A 14,093-nucleotide genomic window follows, 5' to 3' on the forward strand; every position below is an offset into this window, starting at 1 on the left:
CGGTCACCCGCCCGCCGCCGGCCCCCGCCCTGCGGACGCTTCACCTCCGTGGGCGGCACCACCCGCCGGAACAACACCCACAACTCGTCCGGCACCAAACGCTCAACCAGATCCGTCATGCACCGTTCAACGAACGATCAAGCCATAAGAAACGACGCCTAAGGACCCAAGCTTGACCACCGGCCCGACCTCCATTACCGAGCCCGCCGCAGCCGCCACGAAGCGCCCGCAAGCAGCTCTTACGCAAACGCTCGGCCGAACATCAACCGGCGGGTTTGATGCGCAGGATGGCGGCCGCGTCCAGGATCTCGACAACCTTCAGGGTCATGGCGTCGTTGATGATCGCGGGGGTCCCTCGCCGCAGCGGAACCCGACACCGCCTTGCCGCTCCGACGACAAGCCGCCACCACCGGAACAGCCCGAGATGCTGTAACCCCGTCCTGTCAGCTGGGCGACCATGTCCACCTTTCCGCCGGCGATCGCCGTTACCTTGATCGGCCCGAAGCCATATGTCTCCGGAACTGTCACGGCGTCTCCCACGGAAACCTTGACCTCGCACGTCCCGTCAGCACACGGCCCGTTGGCGAGGACGAAGGCGAGGCGGCCTGTGTCGGATCCGACGCCGACCTTGAGGCAGACCTGCTGGGCTGGCCCTCGGCGCGGGACCCACCCGAAGAATCCGAGGAACACGACGTGAGAACGGCGAATGCGGAAACGACAACAACGGCGGCGACGGATGACGTTCTTCTACGCATCATGACTGCCATTGAAGGCCGTTGCCCAGGGCAGATGCGCCCAAAACGTCGCAGGCGACGTTCGCCGCCGCACTGTGAACAGCGCCGCGCCACACGCGGTGTGCGGAGCACGTGGAAGGCCTGGACGTGGGTCACACAAGTGCACGCGTCGCCCCCCCCTCAATGCCATGGCCGACCGATGAACAGCGGGAGTCAACCGCACCGCGCCTGGCTGGGCGATGAGCCCGAAGACCCAAACCGTGCACATCGCACGGCACTTACCGCTCTCGGTTGAGATCCAATCGTTGACACCTTGCGGGTGAGGGATCCACGGTACCGGCGTTGCCGACGAGCTCAGGGCCTCAATGCCCTGATTTGGGATGTAGGTCGTGAGGCTGACGGTCAATTTACTGCTCTGTCGTCGGGAAGAGTCACACTGCCGTACTCTCCGCCGGCGACCCACTCGACCTTCAGGGAGAATCGAACATCACTCTGCTCGGAATTGATCTTGAGTGTCAGTTGTTTCGGGTGATCAGAGGTAACAGTGAAGGGGAAGTCGGTGCGGTCGGGCACGGCATCTCTAACAGTTGGCACAACGGAGACAGGGTTTTGCCTGAGCTTCACGTCAAACAGGGGCTCATGTGCGGCACCCGCACACTTGTCAGCAGGAGAATTTCCTGCGTACGCAAATCCTCCCTTCGAGTCCTCGGACAAGACGTCGACTTCGATGCCGGTCACCACGATGGCCTCGCCGGTCTTCGCTTGCAGTACGAGGGGAAGGGTGACTGGCTCGCAGGATGTGAGACCCGATGTGTACGCCGTCAACCCAGGCGGCCCGGAGATTTTGTCCCAGATAAATCCCCATAGACCCTGAACTGCCCAGAAGGCAAAGGCCCCCAGCAGCGGGAGAAACACGAGCGTCGCCCAGTGCGTCCGATCCCGTAACGCTGCCCATGGCTGTAACACTGGACCCGTGCCGGGTCGCGGTTCCCGCTGCTGCGTGACGTCACCGTCAGGCGCGGGTGTTGCTGTGCTTGAGTCCTCTGACATATCAACCTCTCTCGGAACCGGTCTCCCCTGACCCCCAATTGTCTCGCCCCGTACCACAGACGCGCTGCGGAAACGAGATGTACTCGCATGTGAGCGATCCTGGCGCGCTGGACAGTCAGTTCTTTCAGCGTTGCCGTTCCAGGGTGTGGACGGCGGCGGCGATTGACGTCATTCGATTCGGGCTGCATCGGGGATTGCGGAAGATCCGCCACGACTTCAGTCGTGCGACGCCACGCTCGACCGGTGCCCGTACTGCGGACAGCGCACAGTTGATGGTTTGCTGAGTCGGTGTGAGCTCGCGGCGCGGTGGCCGTCTGAGGGGTGTCGTTACCCACGAGCCAGCGCCCATGTAAGCGCGGTCGGCGAGGACGGGGACGCCCTGGCGTTCACAGATCCGGATGATCCGGTGGGTGCGGGCCGCGGTGAGGTCGTGAGCACGGCCGGGCAGTGCGGGCGAGATCCACAGCAGCCTCCCGGCCGGGTCGGTCACCACCTGCACGTTCACCCCGTGACGGCGGTGCTTATGGGAGTAGTCGGCCCGGCTGTCGCCGACCCGGTCGCACTCGGCCAGGGTGCCGTCGAGCAGGACGTAGTCGGGATCGGCCTCGCGCAGGGCACGCAGCAGGCCGGGCGCTCGGTCGGCGAGCAGATTGATGACGGCCGACGCGTAGGCGTGGGCGGTGCCGACGGAGATGCCGAAACCGGCCGCGAGATGCGCGAGAGTGTCGTGGCGGTGCAGATACACCAGGCCGACCAGCGCACGCCGGTGCGGCGGGAGCTTGCAACGGCGGTCACCCTCGCGGGTGACGATGAGCATCGTGACCCACTCGACCAGGGCGTGAGGCCGGTCAAGTGCGGGGGGGGTGGACTGTCCCTGGTGGCCGAAAGCCAGCGCGTAGCGCCGCCGTAGGCGTCGAGGCGTACGGGCACCGCCGACGACTACGGCACGCTCGAGGGTATCCCTGGCGCCAATGACGCGCGCTGGATCACCAGGGGCACTATCCCTGTCTCCGGCGGCATGCGCTGACGCCACGCGGTCTTCGCCGCTGACCCGGAACCGGCCGGAGCCGCTCGAGGTCAGCGAGGAGTGAGGAGGCAGAACTCATTGCCTTCGGGGTCGGCCAGAACCGTCCAGGAGATTGCGGACTGGTCGATACCGGGGTCGGTGGCGCCCAGGGCAAGCAGTCGGGCTTCTTCTGCTTCCAGGTCGTCACCGGGGTAGGGGCCAACATCGAGGTGGACGCGGTTCCACACACTCTTGGTGTCGGGGGTGCGGAGGAACTCCAGGTAGGGGCCGACGCCTTTGGCGGATCGCATGGTCGCGTGGTCGTCGGTGACCTCGTGCAGCGTCCAGTCCATCGCCTCGCCCCAGAACCGGGCCATCCCTCGTGGGTCGGTGCAGTCGACCACCACCGCGGCGATCGGCCCCGTGTCCTGGTAGATCGGGCGGGGCTCCAGGACGCAGAACTCGTTGCCCTCCGGGTCGGCCATGACCGTCCAGGGGACGTCGCCCTGACCCACGTCGGCGAGCCTCGCGCCGAGATCCTTCAAGCGCGCGACCAACTCCGCCTGATGGGCGATCGAAGTGGTGGCCAGATCAAGGTGCACCCGGTTCTTCACCGTTTTGACTTCCGGGCGGGCGATGATGTCGATGCAGACGGCCGCGGGGTCGGGGTAGGTGAAACCCACGGGTTCGAGGTTGGTAACGCCGGGTCCCTCGCTGTCTACACCCCAACCGAGTGCCTCCGCCCAGAACCGGCCGAGCGCGGAGTCGTCCTGGGCCTTCATATTGATCTGCACGAGTCTGGTTGCCATGCCTCAGATCCTAGAACCTGCCCCGCCGCCCCAGGCCGCCGCAATCAGACATGTACTCGCCCCGGTACTGCCAATGGTCGCCCCCGCCGAGACTGTGGGGATCCTTGTGAACGAAGTCGAGACCCGACCACACGGCCTGAATCCGGCCGGCCAGCGGCACGGAGCCCGAACACATTCGGATGCCGCTCAAGCCCCCCTGACCGGCCGACTCGGCCCGCACAGGCCATGAGCGGGCGGAGATGCGTATCGGTCCGTCCATCTTCATCCAGCTCGCTGGCGTGCGCGACTGTCCCAAGGTGGTCGTAAAGGACGAGTCGGGATCCACGGTCACCGTGCGGGTGACGCTCGTTCTTCCGGACCTCTGGATTGCCGAGCACCGGCAGCGTTTGCAACAGAGTACGAGTTACTGGGTTTCGATGCTGTCAGCGCAGGGAGACAAGCCGCCACCAGCAGATGAGTGCGCATCCCAGGGTGAGGAAGGCTGCGTGGATGTCGGCGCGGATCACCCAGCGGATCCGGAGGCGGCGGAATCAGTGCAGGTGGGCGAAGGCTCGCTCGACAATCCAGCGTTGAGTTCCGAGTCCGGAGGCATGTTCGGTGCCGCGTCGCGCAATCAGTGGCCAAAGAGAGGGCCAACGGCAGGCCGGAGTAGATGTCGAAGCCGCCTCCCGCGCCCGCGACCAGGATCCGGTCGGCGTCGGCGAGCCGGGTGAAGAGTGGATTGGTGTGAAGGGACGTCATGCGATCATTGTCCGGGCGCCGGCCAACGGGCACTCCCGCCGGGCCCGTTTCCGAGCAGCAGCCACGCAGTGCACGCGGATGCGGAGCCTGCTACCGGGAACGTGTCGCACTCACTCATCTGCGCTCGGTCTGGCGCCCTCATTCCAGGTCCACACAGCGTCACTTCGACCGCTCAGCGGCCACAGGAACACCTCTGCGGCTTTTCCGAGTCGGACCAGCCGCAGCCGGCTTTGCCGGCTGTGCGACGCGGGAGAGCGCGAGGTCCCGACAGCCCAACGCATCGGCGGCGCCCCGTTGCAGCCCTAATCGTGCCAACTCCTCGATCAGGGCGCCTGACCGGCGTCGCACAACAGCAAGCGGCTGTCCTTCGAGGAGAACTCGCCGGCACACGGGCGCGGCGTTTGCCGCGATCGCGCTCGCATGTCAGCGACCGTATGCGGCGGTCGGCCGTGGCGACCGCCCGCACGAGGTCGGCCGTGTCGTCGGTGGAGCCGTCGTCGACGAGGTGACCTTCCGGTCCCGCTTCCGGGGCACGCGCGTGCTCTCCATGTGGTGGCGGACGGCTTCCCGGGTCTACTGGATACGGACCGCTTCATCGAACGCCGCTAGACCACCGACAGTTCCCCCCGGGACGTATCGACTGTGGTGTCTTCTACGGATATCGCGAGACTCCAATGGGCGGGGTGGGTGCGCCGCGAAGGGCTTCGGCCGGTGCACGGGGGACGCACGTCGGGCGGGATGGAGCCCGGCCACGACGCTGGCCGCCAGGCCGAAGAGGGGCGGTGGCCAGGGTCACCGGGTGTATCGGGGATGCTCGTTCGCGGTGCGCAGGGCCGGATGGCGCATTTCCGGAGCATCCGCAGCCGCTGTGCCTGCTACTTGGTCGAGATGTGTGATCTTGTCGGTGACGACAGCTCCATGTCGATCGTCACGGCTTCACTGACCGGCGAAAGATCCGTGCCGCATCAGCCAGCGGGTTTCACCCCTGGCCGCCGTTGTCGTCCATGACCTGGCTGATGTGGGGTATTCGGTCGGGATGCCCAGCGGCCTACGTCCGCTGGTACATGTGTCACGTGACGAGAAAGGCGGGCCACACAGGTGACGAGCGCGGATGCGGTTTTCGGGTGGCTGGGGGTCGGAGCGTTGCTCGCGGCCCTGCTCCCTCGGATACTGGCCGGGCGACCGCTGTCGCTACCGCTTGTCTTCCTGCTGTGTGGCATCGGCGTGTACCTCCTGCCCCTGCCGCTGCCTGTGATCGATCCGGTGGATGACCGGCTGCTGACGGAGCATGTCACCGAGGTCGTGGTGATCATTTCACTGATGGGTGCGGGGTTGGCGCTCAACCGGCCTCTGGGGTGGCGCCGATGGGGGACGACTTGGCGGTTGCTGGGCGTCACCATGCCGTTGACCTTCCTGGTAACCGCGCTGGTGGCATGGTGGCTGCTGGACTGGCCGCCGGCTGCCGCGCTACTGTTGGGCGCTGTCCTCGCGCCGACCGATCCGGTGCTCGCTGCGGAAGTACGCGTGGGCGAGCCCACCGATGACGAGCACGATGAGGACGAGGTGCGCTTCGCTCTCACCAGCGAAGCGGGCCTGAACGACGGGCTGGCCTTTCCGCTGACGTACGCGGCTGTGGGCTTGGCCGCCGCATCAGGCAGCGGCTGGTCGGTCGAGTGGGTCGGCTCATGGGCGGCGCAGGACGTCGCGTACAAGTGCACGGTCGGCGTGCTGGGCGGGTTGCTGGTGGGCCGGTCGCTCGGGTGGCTGTTCTTCCGGACGCGCTCAAGGGTGCTGCGGCTGTCGCAGCACCGGGAGGGCTTCGTCGCACTGGGCGCCACCTTCCTGTCCTACGGAATAACCGAGCTTGCCGGGGGTTACGGCTTCCTGGCCGTGTTCGTCACCGCTTGCGCCATCCGGGCGGCCGAGCGAGCCCACGGCTACCACAACGTCCTGCACGACTTCATGGAGCAGGTCGAGCGGCTGCTGACTGCGGCCGTGCTGTTCTTGCTGGGCGGCTTCATCGCGCTGGGCGGCCTGTCCTCCCTGACGTGGCAGGGCGCTGTCACCGTATGCCTGGTCCTGCTGGTGATCCGGCCGCTGTCGGGGTGGTCCGGACTGCTGCGCACTCCCCTCCGCGGCCGGGAGCGCTGGGTCGTCGCGGCGTACGGCGTCCGGGGCATCGGCTCGTTGTACTACCTCGCGTACGCCCTGGGCCAGCAAGGATTCGCTGTTCCCGAGCGGGAGCTGTGGGCAGTGGTGACCTTCACCGTGCTGGTATCAGTCGTCCTGCACGGCGTCACAGCAGGGCCCGTCATCGCCCGCCTCGACCGGCTCCGAAGCACCAAATCGGCGTAACGGACCGTCTGCTGCTTGCCCATGTCTTGCGGTGATCGCCGATGATCTTCGCGAAGGCGTAATCAACCCCACCGGATGGGCAGGGCGTCCCCACCGCTCACGCGTCCGTCCGTCACCGGCCGCGAAATGCCAGTGGTGCTGTCAAAGGGCCCGGACGTTCCCTGCCTGCGGGCCCCGCTGGCCCTGCGTGATCTCGAACTCGACCCGCTGGTTCTCTTCCAGGTTCCTGAACCCGGAGCCGGTGATCGCACTGAAATGAACGAACACATCCGCCCCGCCCTCGTCCGGTGAGATGAACCCGAACCCCTTCTCACCGTTGAACCACTTCACCGTTCCCTGAGCCATGACACACCCTCCCCGTCAGGGCCGACACGCCCCACACGGCCGGCACCGCCGATCATGCCCACCGCCTCGGGCAGGAAACCGAGTGAAAAAGCGTTCGTTTGGGCACTGTAGGTCGGCGACGCCGTCCATGGCGAGGTGCTGGCGGTGCCGTGTAGTCAGTCGGCGCTCCCGCACTGTCCCCAGGGCGACGCCTGTGTCTCGATCTCGTCCGGTCGGTGATGTGCAGCGCAGAACGCGGACGGCTTTCCCGCGCAGCTGGGCACTGCGGCTGTCCATCGGTTCCGGCCGAACGAGGTGGTACGAGTGAGCGTGGACATCGACGGCCACATCGCAGGTGTTCGCGGATGGCTCGTGAGGACTGCCTTTTCACGGCATCGACGGGCACGCGGGTTCACCGTCCGCACGATGAGCGAGGGCGTGCAAGCCATCCGGTCTCCGCCTGCGGCGTGCGAGCGGGGCTGACCGCTGCGCCGCGGCCACCATCGCCGGCATCCGCTCCGCGACTCGCAACCACCGGGCGGTCAGCACCGATCGGGCCTCGCTCGCGGGCGCTTCGCTCCCCGCCAGCCGGTGCGCCCTTGCCCAGCCGGCCGCCGTCGGCCTGAAAGGTGACCTTGGCGCGGCTCATTTCGGTGATACAGCATGTGCGGGGCCGACGGCAGGCATAGGTGCGGATCCTCCGGGAAGTAGCCGAGGTTCCAGCTTCTATGGCAAGGGGTACGACGTGACTGCTGACTGGAAAAATCCGGACGCTGACCTGCTGACCGTCATGAGCGTCGAGCAGACCTGGCACTTCGACGGCACGCTGCTGGATGTGTCCGAGGCCCGTCACTGGGCGGAAGACTTCCTGTGCGGCCTTGCTCGCATGCACCCTCCCGCTGCGCCGGACGCTCACGACGACGTATTACTGGTGATCACCGAGCTGGCCTCGAACGCGCACACCTTCGCCCCGGGACCTTTTACCCTGAACCTGCAGGCCATGATGGCCGACACTCTGCACATCTCCCTGACCGACACCAACCCCAGCCCACCCGTCCCGCGACCGGCCGACCTCAACGGCCGCGGGGGCTTGGGCTGGCACCTCATCCACGCCCTCGCAGACGAGACCATCACCGTTCCCGACACCAGCGGGAAGACCGTCCACGCCTTCCTTCCCTGGTAACCGAAAAGCAACGGCCAGTCCTGCCAGCGAAGCCAGCGGGCACCGCTGAGCGGACAGCCTGCGCAGGCCCCCTGGCAGCGCGTCGGCTTCATGTCGTGGCTGGAGTGGCCCTCTCGGGCTCATCGGCTTCGATCCGGCGATGGCTGACGGTTTGCGACAGTTTCGGGGCACAACCGGCCCATTGAGCTGAGTGGCGCGTATGGAGACGGTCAAGGGGGGCTGCGTGAGCAGCAGAAGGTCCAGCGACGCATCCGGATCCTCGAGGCGGCTCGCGAACTCCTGCGGGACTAGGGCTACCACACCACGGTCGTCGCGGAGGCTTCGGCCACGCGGGGGTCAAGACCGCCGCGGGTGACGTGCCCGCCCAGCAGACGCACAACGGCGCCCTCGCCACGATCGCCGACCGCTACGGCGTGGTCGTCAAGAACACCGCCGCCCTGAAGTAGTCCTGCCTCCCTGCTCCCCTGTGGGGCAGGCGGCGTCTCCGTGACGCCGGCCGTCTCACAGACACCGACCAGTGGCAACACCACTACGGACACCCGCGCTGGTGTCGAGGGCGCCATTTCCCAGCTGTCCGGGCTTTCGGCCCGCGCAGATCCCGCTACCGGGGACTCGCCAAGATCCAGTTGCGGCACCAGCTCGCCGGCGCCGCAGCCAACCTCGCCCGCCTCGACGCCTGGCTCACCGGCAGACGCCTCGCCAAGACCCGCGTCTCCCCTTCGCAACACTCCACCCCGCTGGATGAGATCCATCGGCGCGGAAGTGACCAACAGCGTCCCGACCGGCAGGGGCCTATCAGCCAACCAGGTCCCTGCCCCCCTGTGGTTCCTCCTGCAGCCCGCAGCGCGGTACCCCATATCCCCGCGCATGGGGGTTCGGTTAGGGTTACCTTGCCTGGCAGGTTTGAGTTCCGGTGGTGGAACCATAGGCGGCAACCCATAGGACGGAACGGGCGGAGGCAGGGCGCAGGTGAGAGACGGTGACCGGGCTAGTGCGCCGCTGTGCGCCCGCTGGGGCGGGACGCCCATGCGGGTGACGGGCGTCCCGGGTTCTAGGCCGGAGCTCGGGACGAGGCTTCGTGGATAGGATCGCGCTCACGGCTGGAGCCCTGTATGTCATTGTCCTGCTCCGCGCCGGAGGGACGTTCGCCGTCGGGTGGCTCGCCGGTGCGGGTGCCCGGCGCAGCAGGTTCGCCGAGCGGATCTCCTCGGCAAAGTTCCGGCGCGCCGAGCGGGCGATCCAGCGGTGGGGCGCGCCGGTGGTGGCCGTCTCCTTCCTGACTGTCGGTGTCCAGACCGCCGTCAACTTCCTCGCGGGCAGCATGCGCATGCCGTTGCCGCGCTACCTCCCCGCCCTGTTCGTCGGCGGAGCTGCCTGGGCGCTGCTCTACGCGACCGCGGGGCTCGGCGTGCTCGAAGTGCTGGGAAGGCTCTTCGCCGAGCGGACGGCCCTAGGGGTGTCCGCCGTGGTCTTCCTCCTGCTCGCGGTGTGCGGGGTAGGGGTGTACCGCCGAAGGAGGGCGGCGCTGTCACCCCGTGACTGCTGACTCGCACTGAGGACACCTGAGCATTCTCAAGGTGCCGTCCAGCCGCTGCGCACATCGTGCCAGGGCAGTACCAGCTCAGCTGATCATGGTTGCCTGGTTGCGGACTCCTGACAGCCGAACCATCCAACGGGAAGGTACGGACTCATGCGCGCTCTCTACGTCGTTACCCATCCGGAGGCGACGCACCACGTCGAGGGAGTCGTCGGTGGATGGCATGACTCGCAGCTGACGCCCTCTGGCGTCCGCGCAGCGGCCTCCCTTGCGCAAGCTTTGCGGGTCCAGGTCCCAGAAGGTGCCGAGGTGGAACTGTTTTCCTCGGATCTGCAACGCACCCGCCGGACGGCCGAGGAAGTGGCCGAGGTATTCGGCGTAAAACCGATCCTGGATCGCAGGCTACGGGAGAAGTCCTACGGGGAGGCCGGAGGGAGGCCGCAGGAATGGCTGGACCGGCGGTTCGTCCCGCCGCCGGCTGCCGGGGAGCGGATGGCGCACGACGAGGGCGTCGAAGGGGCCGAGACCAAGGCAGAGTGGGCGCAGCGCATCTACGCGGCCATGGACGAGATCCTGCAGAGCCCGTGTCAACACCAGATCATCGTGACGCACGGCGGCTCCCTGACGTTCGTGGTGGCGTCCTGGATCAAGATGCCGATCGAGTCGGTCGGCTATGCCAGTTTCCGGGCGCCCGCCGGCAGCATCACCACGCTGCGAGAAGACGACTTCTTCCATAATCGCCAGGTCGTCACTCTCGGCGACACCCGCCATCTCGACTTCAGTAAGGATCTTCAGAGTGGTCACCGATCGGGTGACGGCCAGGGGTGGATAGCAGGCGAGGCCTTCGGGCAGTGGTTCGAGATGTCTGACGTCTCAACCGCTGCGACCGGAGGCCTCGTTGGTCATCTATCCTGCCGCACTCGACCTGCCGCATGCGCTCGTGGAGTGGGTCACGAGGCTGATCGTCACCCGTGAGGGTGACCGCCGGTGCAAGCTGCGGCCCTCGCAACGCGCCATCATCGCCCTGGTCTACCTGCGCGAGCACACCACCTACGCGAAGCTCGCCGCGGGCTTCCGGATCAGCGAAGGCACCGCCCACGCCTACGTACAGAGCGTGATCAAACTCCTCGCCGCGAGAGCACCGTCGCTGACTCGGGCACTGCGCCGAGCACGCCCCGAGTACGTCCTGGTGGACGGCACCATCGCCGAGTGCGACCGGGTCGGCGACCATGAAAAGGACTACTCAGGCAAGGCCCGGCGGCACGGCGTGAACATCCAGGCCGTCACCGATCCCACGGGCGAGCTGATTTGGTACTCACCCGCACTGCCCGGTCGCACGGTCGACATCACCGCCGCCCGCACCCACCGCATCATCACCATCTGTGAACGGCTGCGGATCCCCGCCCTCGCCGACAAGGCCTACGCCGGCGCCGGCGGCACGTTCCAGGTCCCGTTCAAGCGCCACCTCGGAAGACCTCTCACCACCAGACAGGCAGCCGTCAACCGAGCACATGCCCGGCTCCGCTTCCCCGTCGAGGGCCTTCGCCCGCCTCAAGGCCTGGCGGATCTTCCGCAAAGCACGGATCAGCCCCAACCGGCTCACGTCAATCACCAAGGCCGTCCTCACCCTCGAGAAACGACGCTGAAGATCCTTAGTGATCCGTGACGGGGGCTACCAATCGATCTCGAACACACCCCAAGCTCAGCAAGTTTCAGACAGCTCGGCCACGAGGTGGTCGGGCGCGACGACGTCGTCCTGCTCCACCCCCAGCCGCCCAGATCGGACCGACGCAGCTCGGCCCGGGCCTTGGCGATCGGCGTCGTGCCGCACACCGGCAGGCGTCGCCGGGCTGACTCGGGCTGGAGAGCCCCGTGGATGACCTGGTCCACGGCTGTCAGATTGACGTGTCCCCGTCCGCTCGTCCTTCGGGGCACGGTTCAGGTGGTGATCAGGTCACCGCTGACGGCAAGCCCATCGATCTGCCCGCTGGTGACGACGGCGAGTTCGTAGTCGTGGCGCGTCCCTTGCTGCCACTGACCGCCGGCCAGGGGGACGGTGGCGATGTTCCGCACGGGGCCCTCGGTCCAGTCCAGTACGTCGGCGATGGTCTGCAGCCGGGTGCTGCCCAGGGCGGCGGCGACGGCGCTGCGGTCAGTGGGGTCGGCAGCGGTGCGCAGCGCGTGCACGGCGACCTCGAACAAGGCGTAGGCAAGGCCCAGCGGCTGCAACCACTGACGCCCTGTCGCCTGTTCGTACGTCTCGGCCAGCTCGGCCGTGGTCGTGCCGTCGAGTGACGAGGCGTAGGGGTGAGCCGGGGTCCAGTAGGCCAGTGTGGCCACGTCGGCCTGGGCCGGGCGCTTGCCGCCGCGTGTGACGGACGGCGGGTAGGCCAGCCACCGTGAGCAGGTGATCAGTCGTGGCTGCCAGCCGTCCTCGGCGGCTTGGGCCCGGAACAGCGCAAGGTCTTGGCCGGTGGCGGCGCTGGTGACGATGTCGGCCTGTGCGTCACGGAATGCCTTGACGTGTGCGTCGAGCGCGGCGGCCGGTTCCCGGTAGGGCGCCGGTTCCAGGATCCGGTGTCCCCGGGCGCGGGCTGTGGGGGCGAAGCCGCGCTGGGGGTGGGTCCTCCAATGTCGACAGCCGTCCCGAACGGGCTACCGCCACCCCAGTTGTCAGGACGCATCCCGGTCCGTCGTTCAACTCGCTCATCATGCTCCCTCAGGCTGGCTCCGCCCGGAATCCCGGTCACTGGCGCACAGCCAGGCTCCCCTCGGTCGGGAGCGGGGAAGGGGGCCGGACGGGTGAGCCGAGCACCTGCCGGAGCGCGCGAGGAGAAGCAAGGACTCCCGGCAGTCATCATCGATCCCATGGAGAAGCCTTATGCCTGCTACCTGCGACTCCCCGATCTCCTCAGCCTCCAGCAGCGCCGGACCGGCGACGAGCAGTCCGCGCAGTGGGCTGACGAGCGCCCCTTCATCACCGTGCACCGGTCGGCCGAGGTGCTGGCGAGCCAGGCGCTGGTAGACCTCGACAGGGCCCGCCGACAGGCACGTTCCAGCCGCGAGCCTGCGGGTGCCGCGTCCCTGCGCCGGGTCACGGCGCTCATGACCGTACTCGAGGCACACCTCGCAATGTTCGACCATCTGACCCCCGAGAGCTTCGCCTCGTTCCGCCCGCTTCTCGACAACGCCAGCGGAGCACAGTCCAGCCAGTTCATCGAACTGTTTCAACGGATCACCGGGCTTGACTGCCTTGGCACGTCATCCGCGAGAGAAAGGGACGGACGGCGAGAGCTGGCTGATGAGTTGTGGGCTCTGCGGGCGGCAGTGACCCGCTGGCGAACGAGACATCTCCTCCTCGTCGAACGCATGATCGGCAACCAGCCCGGCACGGCCGGCACGTCCGGGCTCGCCTACCTACGCTCCCAGCTCCGCCTGCCGCCCCGTGAGAGCGACGCCGAGGCGGTGGCGGGCTGACCAGCATGCACTGGCCGCCCAATCGATCTCCCGAATCTGAACTTTGTCGGCCACACCGCCAGCGTTCGCTGAACGCGCCGATCAGGAACGATCCCGATCGGCGCGTCGCGGACTGCAGGCGTGGCTGTCAGCCGAGGTGCCGGGCAAAGAACCTCAGCGTGCTGTCCAGTTCGAGTGCCGGGATCTCCCCATGCTTGCCGGGGTTGGCGTGCAGGGTCTTCTCGGCTGAAGCCAAAGCGTCGAACAGCGCCAGGCTGTGGGCCCGCGGCACCCGCTCGTCGTCCCATTGCACCAGGAACTCCACCGGGACCGTGATCCGCGCAGCGGCCTCCGCTGATCCCAACGCCCCGCCCAACCCCAACACCGCAGCCCGGACGCGGGGTTCATCGGCAACGAACGGAACACCGAGTCCGCACCCCAACGACACTCCCCAATAGCCCACCGGACCAGCACCGACGTGGTCGAGACCCTGGACCCCGTCCAGAACCGCCTGCCATTCCGGAACGGTCTGGCGCGCCACGAGTGCCTGGAAACCGGCGACCAGCGGAGCCAGCTCCTCCCCGGCAGCCACGCGAGCCTGATTCTCGGTCGCGATCCGGTTGTACTCCACATCCACAGGTCGGTCACCATGACCAGGCACGTCCACCGCCGCCACCGCGAACCCGCACTCGACCACGAAGCGGCGCGCACGAGTCACGATGCCGGGAGCCTTCTTGTGCTGGCCGCCGCCGTGTCCCATCAGGATGAGGGGCCGAGTACCGGCGGCACCTGCCGGCGTCCAGAGCACCCCGGGAATCTCACCGAGGGTAAAGAGCTGTTCGCAGACGCCGTCGGCCGACGTCTCAGAGCTGAAGCGCATAGCGATTCAAGCCTTTCG

Annotated in this window: 11 protein-coding genes and 6 pseudogenes; 8 read left to right on the plus strand and 9 right to left on the minus strand. The window is 67.3% G+C overall.

Annotated features, from left to right (window positions below):
* The first annotated feature begins 172 nt into the window (after positions 1-172).
* On the plus strand, positions 173-433 hold the full coding sequence (locus tag AC07FK_RS22990) for a hypothetical protein (protein WP_479106802.1): 261 nt from the start codon (positions 173-175) through the stop codon (positions 431-433).
* A gap of 703 nt (positions 434-1,136) precedes the next feature.
* On the opposite strand, the gene AC07FK_RS22995 is transcribed toward AC07FK_RS22990, so the two are convergent.
* The 3 genes from AC07FK_RS22995 to AC07FK_RS23005 form a co-directional block, all read right to left on the minus strand.
* Complete coding sequence (locus AC07FK_RS22995; protein WP_479106803.1) at positions 1,137-1,649, minus strand: hypothetical protein; 513 nt, start codon at positions 1,647-1,649, stop codon at positions 1,137-1,139.
* Positions 1,650-1,908: 259 nt separating this feature from the next.
* Positions 1,909-2,601 carry a transposase gene (locus AC07FK_RS23000; RefSeq protein WP_479106804.1) on the minus strand — a complete coding sequence of 231 codons (693 nt, stop codon included), beginning with the start codon at positions 2,599-2,601 and terminating at the stop codon, positions 1,909-1,911.
* Between the two features lie 260 nt (positions 2,602-2,861).
* Positions 2,862-3,599, minus strand: coding sequence for a VOC family protein (locus AC07FK_RS23005; protein WP_479106805.1), 738 nt, complete (start codon positions 3,597-3,599; stop codon positions 2,862-2,864).
* A gap of 239 nt (positions 3,600-3,838) precedes the next feature.
* On the opposite strand from AC07FK_RS23005, the pseudogene AC07FK_RS23010 reads away from it, so the two are divergent.
* Positions 3,839-3,997 (plus strand): annotated as a pseudogene (locus AC07FK_RS23010) (DUF5959 family protein); the annotation flags it as partial.
* Between the two features lie 24 nt (positions 3,998-4,021).
* Here the strand turns inward: AC07FK_RS23010 and AC07FK_RS23015 are convergent.
* The 3 pseudogenes from AC07FK_RS23015 to AC07FK_RS23025 form a co-directional block, all read right to left on the minus strand.
* Positions 4,022-4,219 (minus strand): annotated as a pseudogene (locus tag AC07FK_RS23015) (transposase); the annotation flags it as partial.
* A 1-nt stretch (position 4,220) separates the two neighbouring features.
* Positions 4,221-4,340 (minus strand): annotated as a pseudogene (locus AC07FK_RS23020) (DUF1152 domain-containing protein); the annotation flags it as partial.
* 172 nt (positions 4,341-4,512) lie between these two features.
* A pseudogene (locus AC07FK_RS23025) lies at positions 4,513-4,836 on the minus strand (hypothetical protein); the annotation flags it as partial.
* A 602-nt stretch (positions 4,837-5,438) separates the two neighbouring features.
* Here AC07FK_RS23025 and AC07FK_RS23030 point away from each other — a divergent pair.
* Positions 5,439-6,695, plus strand: coding sequence for a cation:proton antiporter (locus AC07FK_RS23030; RefSeq protein WP_479106806.1), 1,257 nt, complete (start codon positions 5,439-5,441; stop codon positions 6,693-6,695).
* 141 nt (positions 6,696-6,836) lie between these two features.
* Here the strand turns inward: AC07FK_RS23030 and AC07FK_RS23035 are convergent, their stop codons facing one another.
* Positions 6,837-7,040 carry a cold-shock protein gene (locus AC07FK_RS23035; protein ID WP_479106807.1) on the minus strand — a complete coding sequence of 68 codons (204 nt, stop codon included), beginning with the start codon at positions 7,038-7,040 and terminating at the stop codon, positions 6,837-6,839.
* Positions 7,041-7,764: 724 nt separating this feature from the next.
* Between AC07FK_RS23035 and AC07FK_RS23040 the strand changes: the two genes are divergently transcribed.
* From AC07FK_RS23040 to AC07FK_RS23055, 4 genes and pseudogenes are all read left to right on the plus strand, one after another.
* Entirely contained in the window at positions 7,765-8,202 is a 438-nt protein-coding gene (locus tag AC07FK_RS23040; protein ID WP_479106808.1) for an ATP-binding protein, read from the plus strand.
* 1,078 nt (positions 8,203-9,280) lie between these two features.
* Complete coding sequence (locus AC07FK_RS23045) at positions 9,281-9,748, plus strand: DedA family protein (protein ID WP_479106809.1); 468 nt, start codon at positions 9,281-9,283, stop codon at positions 9,746-9,748.
* 144 nt (positions 9,749-9,892) lie between these two features.
* Positions 9,893-10,714 (plus strand): histidine phosphatase family protein, encoded by an 822-nt coding sequence (locus AC07FK_RS23050; protein ID WP_479106810.1) that lies wholly within the window; start codon positions 9,893-9,895, stop codon positions 10,712-10,714.
* A pseudogene (locus AC07FK_RS23055) lies at positions 10,638-11,385 on the plus strand (transposase). Before AC07FK_RS23050 ends, AC07FK_RS23055 begins: the two are co-directional and overlap by 77 nt.
* 292 nt (positions 11,386-11,677) lie before the next feature.
* Here AC07FK_RS23055 and AC07FK_RS23060 read toward each other — a convergent pair.
* Positions 11,678-12,343: pseudogene (locus AC07FK_RS23060) on the minus strand (ABC transporter substrate-binding protein); the annotation flags it as partial.
* Positions 12,344-12,541: 198 nt separating this feature from the next.
* On the opposite strand from AC07FK_RS23060, the gene AC07FK_RS23065 reads away from it, so the two are divergent.
* Positions 12,542-13,216, plus strand: coding sequence for a tryptophan 2,3-dioxygenase family protein (locus tag AC07FK_RS23065; protein WP_479106811.1), 675 nt, complete (start codon positions 12,542-12,544; stop codon positions 13,214-13,216).
* A gap of 127 nt (positions 13,217-13,343) precedes the next feature.
* On the opposite strand, the gene AC07FK_RS23070 is transcribed toward AC07FK_RS23065, so the two are convergent.
* Positions 13,344-14,075, minus strand: coding sequence for a dienelactone hydrolase family protein (locus AC07FK_RS23070; RefSeq protein WP_479106812.1), 732 nt, complete (start codon positions 14,073-14,075; stop codon positions 13,344-13,346).
* Between the last annotated feature and the right edge of the window lie 18 nt (positions 14,076-14,093).

The organism is Streptomyces sp. NPDC046122 (assembly GCF_056429965.1).